The sequence below is a fragment of the Streptomyces xingningensis genome, assembly GCF_054957865.1.
On record NZ_JBDJPF010000024.1, the window covers coordinates 24,929 to 44,785 of the forward strand.

The 19,857-nt window shown below is 71.0% G+C and carries 17 protein-coding genes; 4 read left to right on the forward strand and 13 right to left on the reverse strand.

The window, feature by feature from the left end; all coding sequences use genetic code 11:
- Positions 1-10: 10 nt before the first annotated feature.
- The 10 genes from ABCR83_RS14875 to ABCR83_RS14920 all read right to left on the reverse strand — a co-directional run bounded on the left by ABCR83_RS14875 (position 11) and on the right by ABCR83_RS14920 (position 11,858).
- A complete protein-coding gene (locus tag ABCR83_RS14875) occupies positions 11-409 on the reverse strand; it encodes a cytidine deaminase (RefSeq protein WP_462695455.1) in 399 nt (132 codons plus the stop codon).
- On the reverse strand, positions 406-1,692 hold the full coding sequence (locus tag ABCR83_RS14880; protein ID WP_462695456.1) for an ABC transporter permease: 1,287 nt from the start codon (positions 1,690-1,692) through the stop codon (positions 406-408). Before ABCR83_RS14880 ends, ABCR83_RS14875 begins: the two co-directional genes overlap by 4 nt.
- Positions 1,689-2,795: an ABC transporter permease gene (locus ABCR83_RS14885; RefSeq protein WP_462695457.1), complete on the reverse strand. Its 1,107-nt coding sequence runs from the start codon at positions 2,793-2,795 to the stop codon at positions 1,689-1,691. The genes ABCR83_RS14880 and ABCR83_RS14885 overlap by 4 nt, the downstream gene beginning before the upstream one ends.
- The gene (locus tag ABCR83_RS14890) at positions 2,792-4,363 is read right to left on the reverse strand and encodes an ABC transporter ATP-binding protein (RefSeq protein ID WP_462695514.1); all 1,572 of its coding nucleotides are present in this window, start codon (positions 4,361-4,363) and stop codon (positions 2,792-2,794) included. The genes ABCR83_RS14885 and ABCR83_RS14890 overlap by 4 nt, the downstream gene beginning before the upstream one ends.
- 172 nt (positions 4,364-4,535) lie before the next feature.
- Entirely contained in the window at positions 4,536-5,603 is a 1,068-nt protein-coding gene (locus ABCR83_RS14895; RefSeq protein ID WP_462695458.1) for a BMP family lipoprotein, read from the reverse strand.
- A gap of 129 nt (positions 5,604-5,732) precedes the next feature.
- A complete protein-coding gene (locus ABCR83_RS14900) occupies positions 5,733-6,983 on the reverse strand; it encodes an amidohydrolase (RefSeq protein WP_462695515.1) in 1,251 nt (416 codons plus the stop codon).
- A gap of 132 nt (positions 6,984-7,115) precedes the next feature.
- Positions 7,116-8,315 carry a hypothetical protein gene (locus tag ABCR83_RS14905; protein ID WP_462695459.1) on the reverse strand — a complete coding sequence of 400 codons (1,200 nt, stop codon included), beginning with the start codon at positions 8,313-8,315 and terminating at the stop codon, positions 7,116-7,118.
- 12 nt (positions 8,316-8,327) lie between these two features.
- A complete protein-coding gene (locus ABCR83_RS14910; RefSeq protein WP_462695460.1) occupies positions 8,328-9,257 on the reverse strand; it encodes an N-acetylneuraminate synthase family protein in 930 nt (309 codons plus the stop codon).
- Positions 9,258-9,336: 79 nt separating this feature from the next.
- Positions 9,337-10,575, reverse strand: coding sequence for a cytidylyltransferase domain-containing protein (locus ABCR83_RS14915; RefSeq protein ID WP_462695461.1), 1,239 nt, complete (start codon positions 10,573-10,575; stop codon positions 9,337-9,339).
- Entirely contained in the window at positions 10,572-11,858 is a 1,287-nt protein-coding gene (locus ABCR83_RS14920) for a DUF6716 putative glycosyltransferase (RefSeq protein ID WP_462695516.1), read from the reverse strand. Before ABCR83_RS14920 ends, ABCR83_RS14915 begins: the two co-directional genes overlap by 4 nt.
- Before the next feature lie 223 nt (positions 11,859-12,081).
- On the opposite strand from ABCR83_RS14920, the gene ABCR83_RS14925 reads away from it, so the two are divergent.
- From ABCR83_RS14925 to ABCR83_RS14935, 3 genes are read left to right on the forward strand one after another with little or no spacing between them, the layout of a single operon-like run.
- Positions 12,082-13,068, forward strand: coding sequence for a glycosyltransferase family 2 protein (locus ABCR83_RS14925; RefSeq protein ID WP_462695462.1), 987 nt, complete (start codon positions 12,082-12,084; stop codon positions 13,066-13,068).
- Positions 13,065-14,432, forward strand: a complete 1,368-nt coding sequence (locus ABCR83_RS14930; protein ID WP_462695463.1) for a polysialyltransferase family glycosyltransferase — start codon at positions 13,065-13,067, stop codon at positions 14,430-14,432. Before ABCR83_RS14925 ends, ABCR83_RS14930 begins: the two co-directional genes overlap by 4 nt.
- Positions 14,429-15,556, forward strand: a complete 1,128-nt coding sequence (locus tag ABCR83_RS14935) for an acyltransferase family protein (RefSeq protein ID WP_462695464.1) — start codon at positions 14,429-14,431, stop codon at positions 15,554-15,556. Before ABCR83_RS14930 ends, ABCR83_RS14935 begins: the two co-directional genes overlap by 4 nt.
- Before the next feature lie 7 nt (positions 15,557-15,563).
- Here the strand turns inward: ABCR83_RS14935 and ABCR83_RS14940 are convergent, their stop codons facing one another.
- Positions 15,564-16,961, reverse strand: coding sequence for a GntP family permease (locus tag ABCR83_RS14940; protein WP_462695465.1), 1,398 nt, complete (start codon positions 16,959-16,961; stop codon positions 15,564-15,566).
- 31 nt (positions 16,962-16,992) lie between these two features.
- The gene (locus ABCR83_RS14945; RefSeq protein ID WP_462695466.1) at positions 16,993-17,496 is read right to left on the reverse strand and encodes a gluconokinase; all 504 of its coding nucleotides are present in this window, start codon (positions 17,494-17,496) and stop codon (positions 16,993-16,995) included.
- Between the two features lie 141 nt (positions 17,497-17,637).
- On the opposite strand from ABCR83_RS14945, the gene ABCR83_RS14950 reads away from it, so the two are divergent.
- Positions 17,638-18,339 (forward strand): FadR/GntR family transcriptional regulator, encoded by a 702-nt coding sequence (locus ABCR83_RS14950; RefSeq protein WP_462695467.1) that lies wholly within the window; start codon positions 17,638-17,640, stop codon positions 18,337-18,339.
- A 30-nt stretch (positions 18,340-18,369) separates the two neighbouring features.
- Here ABCR83_RS14950 and ABCR83_RS14955 read toward each other — a convergent pair whose 3' ends face one another.
- Positions 18,370-19,794 (reverse strand): amidase, encoded by a 1,425-nt coding sequence (locus ABCR83_RS14955; protein ID WP_462695468.1) that lies wholly within the window; start codon positions 19,792-19,794, stop codon positions 18,370-18,372.
- Between the last annotated feature and the right edge of the window lie 63 nt (positions 19,795-19,857).

A 19,857-nucleotide genomic window follows, 5' to 3' on the forward strand; every position in this document is an offset into this window, starting at 1 on the left:
CAGGCCTTTCTTATCGTTCGGTCAGGTCGGCGGGGCCGAAGGCATCCGGCAGCAGCTCGGCGAGCGGGCGGATACCCAACGCCGTGTCCACGGCCAGCTCCGGACCGCCGTGTTCCCACAGCAGCTGACGGCAGCGGCCGCAGGGCATCAGGACGTTGCCGTTGCGGTCGCAACATGTGAAGGCCGTGAGCCGACCGCCACCGGAGGAGAACAATGCAGAGATCAGACCGCACTCGGCACAGAGGGCAACCCCATAGGCGGCATTCTCGACATTGCATCCTGTAACGATACGGCCGTCGTCCACCAGGGCCGCGGCGCCCACCGGGAAACGGGAGTACGGGGCATAGGCCCGGGACATCGCGTCCCGGGCCCGTACCCGCAAGTTCTCCCAGTCGGGGGATGAACTCACTTGCCCTGCCCCTTCCGGTATGGCTTGCCGTCGGCCTTGGGCATCCGCAGCCGTTGCGAGAACAGCGCGAGCACCAGCAGCGTCACCAGATACGGCGTGGCCTCCACCAGCTCCAGCGGCACGGACTCGCTCAGCGCGTACCAGAGGATCAGCAGCGCCGCGACGACCCCGCCGGCGATCGCCGCGCGATGCTTGCCGCCCTTGAACCGCCAGGCCGCGAAGCCGATCAGCAGCACTGCGACGAGCAGCAGCAGGGCATGCACGGTCGGGCCGCCGGAGCGCAGCTGGAGGCTGTCCATGAAGCCGAACAGCCCGGCGCTCATGGCCACTCCGCCCGGCCGCCAGTTGCCGGAGATCATGGTCGCCAGGCCGATGTAGCCGCGGCCGCCGGTCTGGCCGTCGGAGTACATGTGGGTGCCGATGGCCAGGAACGCGCCGCCCAGGCCGGCCAGGGCGCCGGAGACCACCACGGCCGCGTACTTGTAGGTGTAGACGTTGACGCCCAGGGACTCGGCGGCGACCGGGCTCTCACCGCAGGACCGCAGCCGCAGGCCGAAGGACGAGCGCCACAGCAGGAAGAAGGTGACCACGAACAGCAGCACGGCCACGATCGTCAGCCAGGAGACATTGGAGACCAGGCCGCGCAGGATGCCGGCGAGGTCGGAGACGAAGAACCAGTGGTGCTGCTCCACCGAGTGCAGCCAGCCGGAGAGCCCGGGGAGGGAGAAGTCCGGCATGTCCTTCATGAGCGGTGACTGCTTGTCGTTGCCGCCCTTCTGCTGGGCCAGGCTGCCTTCCGCGCCGAACTGCAGCTTGGCGAAGTACTGGGTGACGCCCAGGGCCAGGATGTTCATGGCCACACCGGAGATGATGTGGTCCACGCCGAAGGTGACGGTGGCGATCGCATGGACCAGGCCGCCGAGCGCACCACCGAGGACACCGGCCACGGCCGCTATCCAGGGGCCGTGTTGCCAGCCCATCCAGCCGGCGCCGAACGCGCCGAGCATCATCATGCCCTCGAGGCCGATGTTGACCACGCCCGACCGCTCGGCCCACAGGCCGCCGAGGCCCGCGAGTCCGATCGGCACGGCCGCCGCGAGGGCGGAGCTGAACTGGCCCGAGGAGGTGATGTCGTTGGCGTCGGTGAGTTCCCGCAGCGCGGAGAGCAGGATCAGCGCGCCCGCGATGACGAGCATCACCACGGGGTAGGAGAGCCGCCGCCGTTCCGGCTTGTTCCGGCCGCTCAGCTTGTCCGCGAGGGCGGAGGTGAAGGTCGTACTCACGCGGATACCTCCGCCTTGTCGCTCTTGCGGGCCTGGGCGGCGAGTTCCTCGCCGACCTGGCGCTGCTGGATCTTGAGGCCGTAGCGGCGCACGATCTCGTACGCGATGACGACGCAGAGGATGATCACGCCCTGGATCACCCCGACGATCTCCTGGGCGTAGCCCTCAAATTCGAGCTGGGTGCCGGTGCGGTCCAGGAAGCCCCAGAGCAGGGCGCCGAGCGCCATGCCGATCGGGTGGTTGCGGCCGAGCAGCGCGATGGCGATGCCGGTGAAGCCGATGCCGGTGGGGAAGTCGGTGCCGTAGTTGTACGAGATGCCGAGCAGGGTGGGCATGCCGACCAGGCCGGCCACCGCGCCGGAGATCAGCATCGAGGTGACCACCATGCGCTTGACGCTGACCCCGCTGGCCTGCGCGGCCGATTCGGACTGGCCGACGGTGCGCAGGTCGAAGCCGAAGCGGGTGCGGCTCAGCAGGAACCAGTAGGCGACGCCCGCGATGGCCGCGATCACCACAAAGCCGTAGACCGGCTTGGGGGTGGTGGGGAACTCGAAGAAGTGCGAGGACTTCGGGAGGTAATCCGTGTGGATCATGTTGCCCTCCTTCTTCCCCAGCCGTCCGTCCTGCAGGAAGTAGCCGACGACGGAGCCGCCGATGGCGTTCAGCATGATGGTGCTGATCACCTCGCTCACCCCGCGGGTGGTCTTCAGCAGACCCGCGATGCCCGACCAGATCGCGCCCACCAGCATCGCGACGATGATGATCAGCGGGATCTGGACGATGCCGGGGAGGGTGAGCGAGCCGCCGACGACCGCGGCGAAGAAGGCCGCGATGCGGTACTGGCCGTCGACGCCGATGTTGAAGAGGTTCATCCGGAAGCCGATGGCGACGGCGAGCGCGGACAGGTAGTACGGCGTGGCCTTGTTGATGATCCACACCTGACTGTCGCTCTTCGAGCCGAAGTCGACCATCACCTGGTAGGCGTGGAACGGGTCCTTGCCGGTGGATCCGATGATCGCCGAGGTGATGACCAGGGCGGCCACGATCGCCAGGACCGGGGCGGCGAAGCCCAGGATCAGCTTGTTCTTGTCGAGCCTCTTCACTCCTTCTCGCCCCCTTCGGTCTCGTGGTCAAGGTGGCCGGTGGAGGCGCCGGTCATGGCCGAGCCCAACTCCTCGGGGGTGATGGTGGCGGGGTCGGCGCCGGCGACCAGGCGGCCGCGGAACATGACCCGCAGGGTGTCGGAGAGCCCGATCAGCTCATCGAGGTCGGCGGAGATCAGCAGCACCGCCAGCCCCTCCCGGCGCGCCTCGCGGATCTGGTCCCAGATCTGCGCCTGCGCGCCGACGTCCACGCCCCGGGTGGGGTGCGCGGCGATCAGCAGCTTGGGGCGGTGGCTCATCTCCCGGCCGACGATCAGCTTCTGCTGGTTGCCGCCGGAGAGCGAGGCCGCGGTGACCTCGATGCCGGGCGTACGGACGTCGTACTCGCGGACGATCCGCTCGGTGTCGGCGCGGGCCGCCTTGTTGTCGAGCAGCCCGCCCTTGCTGTTGGGCTTCTCGGTGACATGGCCGAGTATGCGGTTCTCCCACAGCGGGGCCTCCAGCAGCAGGCCGTGCCGGTGGCGGTCCTCGGGGATGTAACCGATGCCGCCCTCCCGCCGCTTGCGGGTGGGGGCCGTGGAGATGTCCTCGCCGTCGAGGGAGACGGTGCCCCGGTCGGGGGTGCGCATGCCCATGATCGCCTCGACCAGCTCGGCCTGGCCGTTGCCCTCCACCCCCGCGAGGCCGAGGACCTCGCCCTGGTGGATGGTGAAGTCGATGCCGTCCAGCACCGTGCGCACCACGCCGTCGGAGTCGGTGGCCGACAGGTGCAGGCCGTCCACGGTCAGCATCGCCACCTCGGTGACCGTGGACTCCCGGGTCTCGGGAGAGGGCAGTTCCTCGCCGACCATCAGTTCGGCGAGCTGCTTGGGAGTGGTCTCGCCGGGGATCGCGGTGCCCACGGTGGTCCCGCGCCGGATGACGGTGATGTCATCGGCGACGGACAGCACCTCGCCGAGCTTGTGCGAGATGAAGATGACGGTCAGGCCCTCGGACTTGAGCTCGCGCAGGTTGTCGAAGAGCGCGTCGACCTCCTGGGGGACCAGGACCGCGGTCGGCTCGTCGAGGATGAGCGTACGGGCGCCCCGGTAGAGGACCTTGAGGATCTCCACCCGCTGGCGGTCGGCGACCCCGAGGTCCTCGACCAGTACGTCCGGGCGGACGCCGAGGCCGTAGGAGTCGGAGATCTCCTTGATCCTGGCGCGGGCCTTGTTGCCGATGCCGTGCAGCTTCTCGGCACCGAGAACGACGTTCTCCAGGACGGTGAGGTTGTCGGCGAGCATGAAGTGCTGGTGCACCATGCCGATGCCGCGCCCGATGGCGTCGGCGGGGCTGTGCAGGGTGACCTGCTCTCCGTCGAGGGTGATGGTGCCCTCGTCCGGCTTCTGCATGCCGTAGAGGATCTTCATCAGGGTCGACTTGCCGGCGCCGTTCTCCCCGCACAGGGCGTGGACGGTGCCTCGGCGGACCGTGAGACGGATGTCGTGATTGGCCACGACGCCGGGGAACCGCTTGGTGATTCCTTGCAGTTCTACGGCTGGGGCGGTACTGCTGCTGGACGCTTTGATGGCGCACTCTCCTTGGGAAAAGGGAGCGGGGGGTGAGGGGGACCAGGTCTCCCGGCGTTCGGCGAGGGTTGACGCTACACCGGTCAACTGGGCGCTACGCGCGTAGCGTTGGCACCTATGCGCGGGCCCGGCGAGAGTGTTCCCCCGCCGGGCCCGGGCGACTGCCAGACGATCAGCCCTGCTTCGGGTTGTCCTTGACCTTGACCTGGCCGTCCACGACCTTCTTCTTCGCGGCGTCGATCTTGTCCTGGATGTCGTTGATGTAACCGCCCGAGGTGGACAGCGAGACGCCGCCGTCCTTCAGCAGATAGACGTGCTCCCCGGTGAGCGGCTTCCCGTCCTTGACGCTCTTGATGAGATCAAACACCGACACGTCCACGTTCTTCACCACCGAGGTGAGGATGTGGTCCTTGTACTTCTCCAGGCCGCTCTGCTGGTACTGGTCGGAGTCCACACCGATCGCCCAGGCGCCCTTCTTGCCCGCGATGGCCTCGATGGAGCCGTTGCCGGAGAGGCCGGCCGCGGTGTAGATCACGTCGAAGTTGTCGTCGAGCAGGCCCTGGGCCGCGCTCTTGGCCGCCGCCGGGTCGTTGAAGCCCTTGTCGTTGTTCGGGTACAGGAACTGCGACTTGACCGTGGCCTTGGGGTCGGTGTCCTTGACGCCCTGCTCAAAGCCCGCCTGGAACTTCTGGATCAGCGCGTTGTTGACGCCGCCGATGAAGCCGACCTTGTGGGTCTTGGACTTCAGCGCGGCCGCGACGCCCGCGAGGTAGGAGCCCTCGTGCTCACCGAAGGTGATGCTCTCGACGTTGCTGCCCTCGGACTTCGAGTCGATGACCGCGAAGGTGGTCTTCGGGTTTTCCTTGGCGACCTTCTCGATGGACTTCTGGTAGTTGAAGCCCACGCCGATCACCGGGTTGTAGCCCGCCTCGGCCAGCGAGGTCAGCCGCTGCTCGCGCTCGGCCTCGGTCTCACCGTTCTTGGCGGTCATCAGCTTGGGCTTGACGCCGAGCTCCTTCTCCGCCTTGTCCGCACCGCGGGAGGCGGACTCGTTGAAGGAGTGGTCGTCACGGCCGCCGACGTCGAAGGCGATGCCGACGCCCTTGCCGCCGCCGGAACCGCTGCTGGAGCCGCTGCCGGAGCCGCTGGATTCCGTCGAGGACTCGCCACAGGCGGTCAAAGTGAATGCGAGAGCCGCGGTCGCAATGCCCGCAACAGTGATCGTGGATACCCGGCGCACGAGGGCCCCTTCACTCGAAGCGCCACCGTTGGCGCTGGTTCGCCGGAATCGTAACGCGCGTAGATGGCCTGAAAAGGGGTGCTCCCAAGCCGTTATCGGATCGTCGCGAACGGGGCTTGAGCGGCAAACCTACATTTGGTTGCGATCCAGCAAAGCCGCCGCGGTGAACAGCTCCACCCCGACCTGGATGGCGCCCTCGTCCACATCGAAGTCCCCACGGTGCAGATCGCGTCGGCTGGTGTCACCGACCGGACGCACCCCGAGCCGCGCCATCGCACCCGGGACATGCTCCAGATACCAGGAGAAGTCCTCGCCGCCCAGGCTCTGCTCGGTGTCCTCGACCGACTGGACGCCCCGCCGCGCCCGCATGGCCCGGCCGAGAAGATCGGCGATCTCCGGGTGGTTGACCACCGGCGGCACCCCGCGGGTGTACTTGATCTGCGACTTGGCGCGGTGCAGGGTGGCGATCTCGTCGACCGCGGCGTGCACCAGATCGGGCGCCTCCCGCCAGGCGCGCAGGTCAAGACAGCGGACCGTCCCGGAAAGCTCCGCGTGCTGCGGGATGACATTGGGGGCGTGCCCCGCCTCCAGCCGCCCCCAGGTGACGGCCAGCCCCGTGCGGGTGTCCACCCGGCGGGCCAGCAGCGCCGGGACCTCGGTGGCCACCTTGGCCGCCGCGGTCACCAGGTCCGTGCTCAGATGAGGGCGCGCGGTGTGCCCGCCGGGCCCGTCCAGCGAGACCTCCAGCTGATCGCAGGCGGAGGTGATCGCCCCGGTGCGCAGCCCGATCCGGCCGACTTCGACCTTGGGGTCGCAGTGCACCGCGATGATCCGGCCCACCCCCTCCAGCGCGCCGTCGTCGATCGCGTCCAGCGCACCGCCGGGCAGCTGCTCCTCGGCGGCCTGGAAGACCAGCCGGACCGGGTGCGGCAGCAGCCCCTGCTGGGCGAGCGCGGCGAGCACCAGCCCGGTACCCAGGACCACGGTGGTGTGCACATCGTGACCACAGGCGTGCGCCACCTTGGGGACCGTCGAGCGGTAGGGGACCGTCTTGGTGTCCGGGATGGGCAGCGCGTCCAGATCCGCGCGGATGGCCAGCACCGGCCGCCGGGCCGCACCGGCCCGCGGCCGCCCGATGTCGCAGACCAGCCCGGTGCCCGCGGTGAGCGTACGGGGCCGCAGCCCCGCCTTCTCCAGTCTCGCCCTGAGCGCAGCGGTGGTACGGAACTCGCGGTTCCCCAGCTCGGGGTGCATGTGCAAGTCCCGCCGGAAGGAGATCAGTTCGGCACGCAGCCCGGGCGGGACCACCCCGGGCAGCGCGTCGGCAGGGTCACCTTCGGGGTCGCCCACAGCGGTGTCGGGCGCGGCTTCGCAGGGCATCAGATGATTCACCCTGCGAAGAGTAGAGCCCCGCATGGGGCAACTGCCTCCCGATCAAGAAAAGTTCAGCCGCATGGATGGGTCGGCCGAGGGGTATGCCCCGTATTTACGGCGTACCTTTGCGAGACACGTTCACAAACTGCGCGCCGGAGCGGTCAGATATGGCAGGCGGTGCACCTGGCGCGCGCTCCCGGTGACGCCGGAGAGGAAGTCCCCGGCCCGCGGCGAGGCGTGCTCGGTGAGCCAGGCCGGGTCGATGTCGCAGACGGCGACCGTGATCCCGGTGCCGGCCAGGGCCAGCGGCAGGGTGTGCACCACGGTGGACGGAAAGCTGAGCACCGTACGGCCGATGGGCCCGCGGCGGGCGATCAGTTCCAGGGGCAGCTCGGGCCGGACGACCTCCAGGCCGAGCCGGGTGGCTATGTGGCGCAGCTTGTCGGTGTGCTCGCGGCGGTGGGCGAAGTAGCGGGTGGCGCCATGGGCGGCGGCGAGCGCCTGGACGGCCGCCAGGTAGCGCTCGGGGTCCACCACGCCCGTCTCCACCAGCGAGGTGCCGACCAGGTCCGTGCCCCGGGTGAGGCGGGGCGGGCCGAAGGCGGACCGGGTCCAGGCGAAGTCATTGGCCGTGACGGTCACCCCGGGGGGCGCTTCGACCGGCATCGAGGTGAACAGCCGCACGCTCCGGTGGCCGCCCGGGGTGAACATCCGGCGCGCCGAAGCGGACACCGGTGCGAAGACTATGTCGCGCGCCCCTCGGCCGCCCTTCCCGGACTGCCGGTGCCAGCGCACCAGCCGTTCCCCGCGCGCCAGTTGGGACACGAACTCCATGGTCGCGGTCCCGTCGTCCACCACGACCAGCTCCCGGGCCCGGGTGATGGTGAGCAGCAGTTGTACGTACCGCGAGAACGGGTCGCCGATGACGATGCGCCGTGCCGCGCGCAGGGGCCCGGCGAGGGTCGAGATGGTGTGCACCGGCGCGCCCGGCCCGCCGCGCGCCTCCTCCCAGCGCAGCCGGTGCCCCTGGTCGCGGGCGAGTTCGGCCATCCGCCGGAGCTGGCCGCGGGTCATGGGGTCGTGCGGGGCGAGCACCACGACCAGCAGTTCCCCTTCGCCGTCGGAGGCGGCGGAAGCGGCATCGACATCGGCGGAGTCCGCATCGCTCTGCCGGGGTACGCCGTCGCGCAGCGGGAGCGGCTCGGTGCGCGGCGCGGGCACCGGGGAGCCGGTGCGGGCGTGGGCCCATTCGAGGACGTTGAGCAGTTGGACCGGGCTCTCGACGAAGGCCAGGGTGTGTGCCGGGCCGGTGCCGGGGAGCCCGGCGGGGGCGGTCATCCGCGCGGCCCGTCAGACCGCGGCTGGTTCACGGTCGCCGGCCACCACGCCCGCGACCCGGCGCAGTTTGCGCATGGGGGCGAGCTCGCTCTCGTACACCCGCTTGATCCCGTCGCCGAGCGACTCCTCGACCACCCGGATGTCGCGCACCAGCCGCTGCAGGCCGCCCGGTTCGACGGAGGCGGCCTGGTCGGAGCCCCACATCGCGCGGTCGAGGGTGATGTGCCGTTCGACGAAGCAGGCCCCGAGGGCCACCGCGGCCAGGGTGGTCTGCAGGCCGGTCTCATGGCCGGAGTAGCCGATGGGCACATTGGGGTACTCGGCCTGCAGGGTGTTGATCACCCGGAGGTTGAGCTCGGCGGCCTTGGCCGGGTAGGTGGAAGTGGCGTGGCAGAGCAGGATGTTCTCGCTGCCGAGCACCTCGACGGCATGCCGGATCTGCTGCGGCGTGGACATCCCGGTGGAGAGGACCACGGTGCGGCCGGTGGCGCGCAGGGCGCGCAGCAGTTCGTCGTCGGTGAGCGAGGCCGAGGCGACCTTGTGGGCGGGGAGGTCGAACTTCTCCAGGAAGGCCACGGATTCGACGTCCCAGGGGGAGGCGAACCAGGCGATGCCGCGCTCCCGGCAGTGTTCGTCGATCCTGCGGTATTCGTCCTCCCCGAACTCCACCCGGTGGCGGTAGTCGATATACGTCATCCGGCCCCAGGGGGTGTCGCGTTCGAGCTCCCATTGGTCACGCGGGGTGCAGAGTTCGGGGGTCCGCTTTTGGAACTTGACCGCATCACACCCGGCGTCCACGGCGGCATCCACCAGGGCGAGGGCCTTGTCCAGGTCGCCGTTGTGGTTGATGCCGATCTCGCCGGTGATGTAGACGGGGTGGCCGGGGCCCACGGGCCGTTCGCCGAGGGTGCGGGTGCGGGGGGTGGCGCCGTAGGGGCTCATGTGCGGGGGTTCCTTTGTCTGGGAGGTCTGAGGGATCCGGGGGTGCTGGGGCGTCCGGGGGCTGGGGCGTCCGGGGGCGTCAGAGGGTGGGGCCGAGGAGCCAGCCGGCGATCTCGCGCACGGCGCCGCTGCCGCCGGGCGCCCGGGTGACCGCGCGGGCGGCGTCGCGTACCGGGGGGTGTGCGTCGGCGACGGCCACCGGCCAGCCGACGAGGTCGAAGCAGGGCAGGTCGTTGACGTCGTTGCCGGCGTAGAGCACCCGCTCGGGCGGGATGCCCTGTTCGTCGCACCACTTCTTGAGCGCCAGGTCCTTGCGGTCGGTGCCGTGGACGACGGGTACCCGGAGCTTGCGGGCGCGGGCGGCGACGACGGGGTTCACCTCCGTGGAGAGGATCAGCAGGGCGAGCCCGGCGCGGCGCAGGGCGGCGATGCCCAGCCCGTCGCCGCGGTGCACGGCGACGAGTTCCCGGCCCTCGGAGTCGATGAGCACCCGGTCGTCGGTCTGGGTGCCGTCGAAGTCGAGGACCACCGCGTCGACGTCCTGGCGGGTGGGGGTGTCGGCGGGGGTGTCGAGGAGCGGGGCGAGGGCGCGGGCGAGGGCGAGGTCGTGCGGGTCGTCGATCTCCAGCACCCGGGCGGGATCGGTACGGACGAGCTCGGTGCGCCCGAAGAACCGGTGCCGGGCGGCCCGGAAGCCGTCCGCGCGCATGGCGTAGGCGGCTCCGGTCTCCAGCAGGTCCTGGGGCCGGTCCTGGCGTCGGGGGCGGTGGGCCTTGTCGTGGTTGACGCCGGTGGCCGTGGGGGCGGCGGCCGGGGCGCCCTGGGCGGGGACCGGCCGGGTGCCGTCCCGCCAGACGAAGCCGTGGAACGGCGCCGCGGTCAGCGCGCTGTCCGCGCCCTGCCGGAGCACGGCGGCGGCCACCCCGTCGACGTCCTCGCGGGTGAGGAACGGGCTGGTGCACTGCACCAGCAGGACGGTGTGCACGGTGCGGCCGGACATCGCCTCATAGGCGTCCAGGGCGTGCAGCACCGCCGCCTCGCTGGTCGCGGTGTCCCCGGCGATGGCCCCGGGGCGCTGCACCACGACCGCGCCCGCGGTGCGTGCGGCGGCCGCGATGTCCGGGTCGTCGGTGGACACCACCACCTCGGTGACCAGGCGTGCCGCCCGGCAGGCGCGCACGGCGCGGGCGACCAGCGGCACCCCGCCGACGGGGGCGAGGTTCTTGGCGGGCACCCCCTTGGAGCCGCCCCGGGCGGGGATCACGGCCAGCACCAAGGGGCTGGACTCCCCCTGGATTCCGGTGAGTTGCAGGGTCACAGCTCCCCCATCCGGCGAATGACGGGCGCCACCCGCTGAACGCCATGGCGGTATGCGCCGCGCGCCGCGTCGCGCAGTGCGCCGCGCGCGGCGCGGCGCAGGGCGCTCGCCTCGCGCGGGGGCGCACCACGGCCGGGCAGCGGGTGCCCCTGGGGGTCGAAGCCATGGCGGGCGAGGATGGCCGGGAGGTATCCGGGTGCGGTCCCGGCGGTGTAGTACGGGGCGAGCGGCGGCAGTCGAGGAAGCCCGGCGAGGTCGGTGACGCGTTGCCGGGCCGTGTCGAAGGCCCGTTCATACGGCCCTTCACCGGCGACGCCTTGGCGGGCGGTCCACTCCGGTTCGGGTTTGGGCAGGTGCCCGGCGTCCAGCTGGTCCCAGGAGGCGAGGCAGCCGGAACCCAGGAAGTGGTGGTTGCCGAGCTGCTCGCGGATGCCGAGGTCGGTGAGGACGGCGGTGGGGACGGACCGGTGCAGCGCCTCCAGGGCGGCCGTGGAGCTGACCGTGACCAGCAGGTCGGTGCGGTCCAGCAGCTCCCCCATGTGCCCGTACACCAGACGGCAGTTGGGCGGCAGGCCGCCGGGGAGGCGCACCGCGAACTTCTGGTAGGGGAGTTCCTCGATATGGGTGGTGTGCTCGCCGGGTTTGCTGCGGAGCTTGACCAGGACTTCCCGGCCGGGGTGCAGGCGGGCGTGCCGGGCCGCGCGTTCCAGCAGGTAGTGGCGGTCCGTGCGGCTCTCGGGGACGGACGGCTGGGTGGCGAACACCACGGTGAACGGGCCCGCCCGGCGCGGCTGGTGGCGGACGCCGCCGAGGAAGGGCAGGGCGCACTCGGTGACGCTGTCCGCCGGGGCGCCCACTCCGGCGTACACCGCCCGGAACCGGTCGGCGTCATGCCGGGAGTTGGCGAGGACGACATCGGCCCCATGGCGCAACAGCAGCCCGTCGGCCAGCTTTTCGTACACCACGCCCACATAGCCGGTGACCACCACGGGGCGGGCGGGGGTGGTTTCCCAGGCCCGGGCGAGCCCGTGCAGCATCGCCTGGACGGCGCCGCCGACACAGGCGAGGACGACGATCCGGTACCGGCCGTGGGCGAGCTCCTGGACGAACTCGGCGCCGGTGACCTCGCGCAACGCATCGGCGGGCACGCCGACTTCGGTGAGCTGGCGGACGGTCGGGGTGGCCCGCCCTCTCAGCAGGAAGCCATCGAGCCGGGCACCGGGGGCGAGCCGGTGCGCGGTGAGCGCTCCCCATTTCCACCGGGTGTCGGAGTCGGCGAGCACGGCGACCCGCGGTGGGGATTCGGTACGTGATGGCACACCGAAGACAATAGGAATGGATTCCGTTTCACCGCCCAACTCGAGTTCAACAGCCGGTAAACAGCACATCGACGGTCGGCGAAGTGGTTGACGCGCAGGTGCGGTTCATCATTTCGCCGCACTTCGTTCACCTTCGCTTATGACCGAGGTCAGGACGAATGCCGGGTGGTCACCTACCGTCACCCGAGTGGTCAAGCTCTCCGTCATCGTGCCGTTCTTCAATGTGCAGACCTATGCAGCCGACACGCTGCGCAGTCTGAGTGCGAACGCCCATAAGGATTTCGAATTCATTCTTGTCGACGATTGTTCGACCGACGGGACGCCCGGGATTCTGGAGCGCGCCGGGCGCGAACTCCCGGGGGCGGTGCTGGTGCGGCACGAGCACAACGGCGGCCTGGCCACCGCCCGCAACACCGGGCTGGACGCGGCCCGCGGGGAGTACCTCACCTTCCTGGACGGCGACGACTGGCTGGCCCCCGGCTACTACCCCCGGCTGCTGTCCGTGATCGAATCCCTGGGCGTCGACTTCGTACGCACCGACCACGTCCAGTGCACCGCCCGCGCCCGCACGATCCACCGGGTGCCGCAGGGGCGCCGGGGCACCGTGCTCGACCCGCGCGGGGCCATACTGCCCGCGGACCGCACCACCTCGGTCGACTACGCCTACGCCTGGGCCGGCATCTACCACCGGCGGCTGCTCGACGACGGCCTGCTGCACTTCCGGCCCGGGCTGCGCACCGCCGAGGACCGGCCGTGGATCTGGCGATTGCACCGCGAGGCACACACCTTCGCGGTCACCGGACTGCTCGGCGTGTTCTACCGGCGCGGCGTCGCCTCCTCGCTCACCCAGATCGGCGATGTCCGGCAACTCGATTTCATTCGCGCATTCGACCAGGTAATCGAGGAGACCGCGCGGGACGTCGACGCGGACCGGCTGCTCCCCAAGGCCGTGCGCACCTATTGCGCCATCATTTCCCACCACCTTGGCTCCATCGAACGATTCGAACCCGAAGTGGCCCGAACGCTGCGTTCGATGAGCGCCGCCGCAATGAAACGGATGCCCAAGCAGTTGCTCAAGGACGCGCTGAATTCCATGGACGACGACCGCGCCGCCCGGCTGCGCAGGCTGCGCCGCCGCCCCGTCCCGGCCCGGCAGCGGGCGGCTGTGCGATGACCGAACGACCGCGCACCCAGATCTTCCTGGCCTCGACCCTCTACGGCACGGCCACCCTCGCCGCCGCCCTGGACGCCGGGCTGTTCGCCCCCGCCGGACGCCGGCTGCTGCTCATCGCCAACAACGCGGCCACCCCGGAGACCACCCCCGCCCTCGACCAGGCCCCCGGCTTCGACCGGCTGCGCTCCCGCTTCGACGGAGTGCTGTCCTGGAACGAGACCATCAGCCCCTTCCATCCCGGCGGCTGGTCACCCCGCCCGGACGACGCACCGCTGTGGGAGCGGTACCTGCGGCTGCTGTGGGACCTCGGCTCCGACGACCTCGAGCTCATCGTCGAGTCGATCCAGGTCAACCCGGCCCTCGCGCTGGCCCAGCTGTTCCCCGACGCACCGCTGGAGGTCTACGCCGACGGGCTGATGAGCTACGGACCCACCCGCGACAAGCTCGACCCGCTGGTGGGCACCCGAGTGCGCCGGCTGCTCCACCTCGACCTGGTGCCGGGCCTGCGCCCGCTGCTGCTCGCCGAGTTCGGGGTGCGGCCCGAGACCGTACCCGGCGACGCCTTCGCCAAGGTGCTGGCCGAACTCGCCGACGCCACCGAGCTGCCTCCGGCGCCCGAGCGGGCAGCGCTGCTGCTGGGCCAGTACCTCTCGGCCCTGGGCATCCTCACCCCCGAGGAGGAGGAGCGGCTGCACGTCCGCATGCTGCGCGGCGCGGTCCGGCAGGGCCACCGCGAGCTGGTGTTCAAGCCCCACCCCACCGCCCCGGCCCGCTGGTCGCGGCTGCTGGAGGAGGAGGCGGACCGGCTCGGCGTACGGCTGACGGTGCTGACCACCGCCGCCCTGGCCGAGGTGGTCTACCAGCGGCTTCAACCCGCCCTGGTGGTCGGCTGCTTCTCCACCGCGCTCATCACGGCGGACACCTGCTACGGACTGCCGACCGCCCGCACCGGCACGGAACTGCTGCTGGAGCGGCTCGCTCCGTACCAGAACAGCAACCGGGTGCCGGTCACCCTGGCCGACGCCCTGCTGCCCGCCCTGGAGGACCCGGAGCCGCCCCCGGCCGATGGTCCCGACGAGCTCAACGGCCTGCTGATCGCGGTGGGTTACGCCATGCAACCCCAGATCCACCCCGGGCTGCGCCCGGCCGCGGAGCGCTATCTGGCCGCGCACCTGGGGCCCCGCACCCGGCGCTACTTCAAACGGCGCCGGCTCACCGCCCTGGCGCTGCCGGGCGCCCTCCCCTCCCAACTCGCCTTCCTGCCGCGCAATCCGGCCGTGCGCAGGATGGCCCGCCGGGCCCGAGCGGTGCAGCGACGGCTGGCCAGGCGGCAACCGACCCCTAAGGCAACGGTGACCTCTTGACCGCCCCCACCCTGACCGGCGCCGCCCTCGCCCCCGAGCCCCCGGCCCCGCCCCGCGGGCGCGGCCGGGGCGGCGGCCGGCTGTATGCCCTGGACGGACTGCGGCTGATCGCCGCGCTGATGGTGGCCCTCTACCACTACGGAGGGCGGGACGGCGAGGTCAGCCGGGCCTGGGGCTCCTCACCCCGGCATGAATTCCCCAGCCTCTCCGGCGCGTTCGCCTATGGCTGCCTGGGCGTCGAGATCTTCTTCATCATCAGCGGCTTCGTCATCTGCATGAGCGGCTGGGGGCGCCCCCTGCGCTCCTTCTTCGCCTCCCGCGCCGCCCGCCTCTACCCCGCGTACTGGACGGCCATCGCGCTGGTCACCCTGGTCTTCGCGCTGCCCTGGGTGGCCTACAAGACCGTCTCCCCCAGCGACACCCTGGTCAACCTGACCATGCTCCAGCAACCGGTGGGCGCTCAGCGGGTGTTGGGAGTGTGCTGGACGCTCTGGGCGGAGCTCCGCTTCTACGCCCTCTTCGCGCTGTTCGTCGTCCTGCCGGGCGCCACCCGCCATCGGGTGGTGCTCTTCTGCGCGGTATGGACCCTGGCCACCGCGATCACCTCGGCCGCGCACCTGGAGGCGCTGCGGGTGATCGTGATGCCGGAGTACTCCGCGTTCTTCATCGGCGGCATCGGCCTGTATCTGATCCACCGGTTCGGCCATGACGCGCTGTCCTGGGGCATCGTGGCGATCAGCTTCCTGATGGGCCAGCACTACGCGGTGGCGGGGCTGTGGCACCCGCCCAACCCGCACTACTTCTCCTACCGCTCCCAGTACGCCATCATCGCCGTCCTCGCCGTGGGTTACGCGGCCGTGGCCGCGATCGCACTGGGCAAGGCCCGCTGGGCGAACTGGCGTTGGCTGCCGCTGGCGGGCGCGCTGACCTACCCCTTCTACCTGGTGCACGAGCACCTGGGGTGGGTGACCATCGGGGTGCTGCACCGGAAGCTGGGCATTCCGTCGTACGGGACCTTCGCGCTGACGATCGCGCTGATGCTGCTGCTGGCGTGGCTGATCCAGGTGTGCGTGGAGCGGCGGCTGACGCCGTTGCTGCGCAGGTCACTCGCCGGGAGCCGGTGACCTCTATCTACACCACCACCGACAGCAGCATCACAAACCCCAGCCCCACCACCGAGATGACCGTCTCCATCAGCGACCAGGTCTTGATCGTCTGACCGACGTTCATCCCGAAGTACTCCTTCACCATCCAGAATCCCGCGTCGTTGACGTGGCTGAAGAACAACGACCCGGCCCCGACGGCCAGCACCAGCAACGCCGCATGCGTGCTGCTCATATCCGCCGCGAGCGGGGCGACCAGTCCGGCGGCGGAGATGGTGGCCACCGTCGCGGACCCGGTGGCCAGCCGGATTCCCACGGCGATCAGCCAGGCCAGCAGCAGCGCGGAGACCGACCAGTCCTTGGAGAAGTCGAGGATCATCCGGCCCACGCCCACATCGATCAGCGTCTGCTTGAATCCGCCGCCCGCGCCGACGATCAGCAGGATCCCGGCGATCGGCAGCAGCGACTTCTCCACCGTCGAGGACAACCGGTCCCGGCCGAAGCCCGCGGCCCGGCCCAGGGTGAACATGCCGACCAGCACGGCGGCCAGCAGTGCGATGAGAGGAGAGCCCATGACATCGGTGACCCGCTGAAGGTGGTCCTTGGGATCGTCCGCCACGATCTCCACCAGCGCCTTGACCAGCATCAGCACCACCGGCAGCAGCACCGTGCACACCGTGGCCGCAAAGCCCGGCCGCCGGGCCGGCTCCTCCGAGGGGCGCTGGGGGGTCAGCCCCTCGGGCGGGGCGACATCGACCCAGCGCGCGGCGACCCGGGAGAGCAGCGGACCCGCGACGATCGCCGTGGGCACCGCGACCAGCACGCCGAGCGCGAGCGTCACCCCGAGGTCGGCGCCGATGGCGTCAATGGCGGCCAGCGGCCCCGGGTGCGGCGGCACCAGGCCGTGCATCACGGACAGCCCGGCCAGTGCCGGAATGCCGATCCGCATCAGCGACTGGTTGCCCCGCTTGGCGACCAGCAGCACCACCGGAATCAGCAGCACGATCCCGACCTCGAAGAACAACGGCAGCCCGACGACGCCCGCGATCAGCACCATCGCCCAGGGCATCGACCGGGCGGACGCCTTGGCCAGGATGGTGTCCACGATCTGATCGGCACCGCCCGAGTCGGCCAGCAGCCTGCCGAGTATCGAGCCGAGCACGATCAGCACCCCGACCCCGGCGACGGTGGAGCCGAGTCCCGCGGTGAAGCCGGCGATGACCTTGTCCACCGGCGCTCCGGCGACCGCGCCGAGCACCAGTGACCCCAGGGTCAGCGACAGAAAGGCATGCAGCTTAAAGCGAGTGATGAGGAGGACGATGATGGCGATGCCGACGAGTACGGCGATACCCAGCTGTGCGTGACCCGCCGAAGTGATCGGTCCGGTGGCGGCCGCGGCCGGCATCTCGACGCTGAGAGTGCTCAATTGGGCTTCCTCGGGGTGGCAGAGGTTGCGGTCAGAGCTGCCGCAGTGCGGCGGTCGCCCGCTCGGCGATGACGGCCGCCTCGGGGGTGACATCCACGGTGATGCCCGCCTCGTCGGCCTCGAGCGGTTCCAGGGTCGCGAACTGGGAGTCCAGGAGCCTGGTGGTCATGAAGTGGCCCTTGCGGGCCGCCAGCCTTCCGGCGATCAACTCCCGGTCGCCGGTGAGGTGGAGAAAGACGACACCGGGCGCGACCCGGCGCAACCGGTCGCGGTACGCCCGCTTGAGCGCGGAGCAGCTGACCACTCCCCCCCGCCCCGCGCGCGCCCGCGCCCAGTCCCCGATGGCATCGAGCCAGGGAGCCCGGTCGGCGTCGTCCAGCGGCCGGCCGGCCGACATCTTGGCGATGCTGGCGGGCGGATGGAAGTCGTCGCCCTCGGCACAGGGAACCCCCAGCGCGGCGGCCACCAGCGGGCCGACCGTGGTCTTGCCCGTGCCCGCGACGCCCATGACCACGATGACAGGGTGGGTGTGCATGAGGTACCTCGCTGTCTCCGGTGACGTCGGCCAACCCGCGCCACACTGAAACCCGTTGAGTACGACGTACACAAGTCCCTGTGATTTAAATGTCATACTTAATTGCTCGCCGGGCGCCCCTTAGGCTCTTAGGCTGTTCCCATGGACAACCAAGGGCAGGGACCGCACGCCCGCGTGCTGGAGTCCCTGGGGCCCGCGATCACCGTCGGCGAATACCCCCCGGGCAGCGTGCTGCGCACCGATGAGCTGGAACAGCGCTTCCAGGTCTCCCGCACGGTCATCCGCGAGGTGATACGCGTTCTGGAGTCCATGCATCTGGTCGCCTCCCGGCGCCGGGTCGGCGTGACGGTGCTCCCCACCGAGGAGTGGAACGTCTATGACCCGCGCGTCATCCGCTGGCGCCTGGCGGGCGCCGACCGCCCCCGTCAGCTGCGCTCGCTGAGCGTGCTGCGGCTGGCCGTGGAACCCATCGCGGCCGGTCTCGCCGCCCTGCACGCCACTCCCGGGCAGTGCGCCGAGCTCACCGGGCACGCCCTGGGCTTGGTCGCCACCTCACGCGGCCGGCAGCTGGACGCCTATCTGCGGCACGACATCGCCTTCCACCGCGTGGTCCTGCGGGCCGGCGGCAATGAGATGTTCGCCCGCCTCGGCGATGTCGTCGCCGAGGTTCTCACCGGCCGCACCCGGCACCAGGTCATGTTCACCGACCCCGACCCGGCCTCCGTCACCCTGCACGTCCAGGTGGCCGAGGCGGTACGCGAACGGGACGCCGCCCGCGCCGAGTCCCTGACCCGCGAGATCGCCACCGGCGCGATGGCCGAACTGGACATCCTGGCCCCGTAGTCGGCCCCCGCCGGGCCGGGCCGCCCGGCCTCAGCCGGGAAAGCCCTCCGGCCACCGCTCGAACCACCGCTGGTCCGCTTCGAGTTGCGAGCCCAGTGAGATCAGCAGCGGCTCGCTGTTGGCCGGACCCAGCAACTGCGCACCCAACGGCAGCCCCCCGTCGGTGAACCCCGCGGGCACGCTCATCGCGGGCCAGCCCAGCACATTCCACGGCCAGGCATAGGGACAGGCCGTGATCATCCGCGAGTTGGTGGCCCCGCTGGACAGCCCGTCCAACGCCCCTGCCCGCAGCGGCGGCACCGCATTGGTCGGCGTGAGTACCAGGTCGAACCGCCCGAACAGCTCCCCCACCCTCCGCCGCAACAACCCCTCGGCCGCCCGCGCCGCCCTCAGCACCCCGCCCCCCAACAGCAGCCCGCCCAGCGCGTTGACGCGCGTACGCGGGTCCAGCAGCGTCCGGTCGGGCACCCGCCCTGCCCACTCCCGCACCCCGGACATCGAGCGGGGTACAAAGGTCAGCCCCACCTGCCCATAGCGCGGATCCTCCGGCACCACTTCGTGGCCCAGCGCCTCCAGCCGTTCCGCCATCCGCACGGTGGCCGCCCGCACCTCCGGGTCCAGCCGGTGCCGCACCGCGGCGAAGGCGGGCTTGAAGGACAGCGCGATCCGCAGCCGTCGCGGCTCCCGGCCCACCGCCCCCAACAGGTCCACCGCGGGCGGCCGGTGCAGATCCCCGGGATGCGATCCGCTCGCCGCCGCCAGCAGCAGCGCCGCGTCACCGACCGTACGAGCCAGCGGCCCGTCGCAGGTCAGCCCCCGGAACGCCTCCCGTTCCGGCCAGCTCGAGATCCGTCCGCGCTGTGGTTTGATCCCCACCAGATGCGTCCAGGCGGACGGAATGCGCACCGACCCGGCCCCGTCCGACCCCAGCGCCACCGGCACCAGTCCGGCCGCGACGGCCGCCGCGGCCCCGCCCGAGGAACCACCGGGCGTATGCGCCGGGTTCCAGGGGTTGCGCGTCACCCCGAACCCGGGGCCCTCCGTCACCGGCCACTGCCCCAGCTCGGGGGTGTTGGTCTTCCCGACGATCACCGCACCGGCGGCCCGCAGCCTGCGCACGGACTCGCTGTCGGCCCGCTGCGGTGGAAAGTCCCCCGGGCACCCGAACCCGGTCGGCTCCCCCGCCACGTCCCGGTCGTCCTTGACCGCCACCGGCACCCCGAGCAGCGCGGCCCGTTCCCCGGCCGCCAACCGCCGGTCGGCCTCGGCCGCTTCGGCCAGGGCGGCCCCGGCCCGCACCCGCCGGAAGGCGTTCAGGGTGGGCTGGGTCCGCTCGATCCGCTCCAGCGAACGCTCCACCAGCTCCCGGGATGTCACCTGCCCCTCGGCCAGCGCCCGCACCTGGGCAGCCAGTCCGTCGAGCCTGCCGACCTCACCGGCTATGAACCCCGTCACGAGCTCCCCCTTCGCCGACTCGAACACAGGTCAATAGTACGTGAGTTGCCCATCCACGCGGAA

What these genes read in the sequence shown, in the direction of transcription:
- ABCR83_RS14900 (WP_462695515.1), bottom strand. Translation starts at nt 6,983, where the DNA reads ATGCCCTGCGAAGCCGCGCCCGACACCGCTGTGGGCGACCCCGAAGGT.
- ABCR83_RS14905 (WP_462695459.1), bottom strand. Translation starts at nt 8,315, where the DNA reads ATGACCGCCCCCGCCGGGCTCCCCGGCACCGGCCCGGCACACACCCTG.
- ABCR83_RS14910 (WP_462695460.1), bottom strand. Translation starts at nt 9,257, where the DNA reads ATGAGCCCCTACGGCGCCACCCCCCGCACCCGCACCCTCGGCGAACGG.
- ABCR83_RS14930 (WP_462695463.1), top strand. Translation starts at nt 13,065, where the DNA reads ATGACCGAACGACCGCGCACCCAGATCTTCCTGGCCTCGACCCTCTAC.
- ABCR83_RS14945 (WP_462695466.1), bottom strand. Translation starts at nt 17,496, where the DNA reads ATGCACACCCACCCTGTCATCGTGGTCATGGGCGTCGCGGGCACGGGC.
- ABCR83_RS14950 (WP_462695467.1), top strand. Translation starts at nt 17,638, where the DNA reads ATGGACAACCAAGGGCAGGGACCGCACGCCCGCGTGCTGGAGTCCCTG.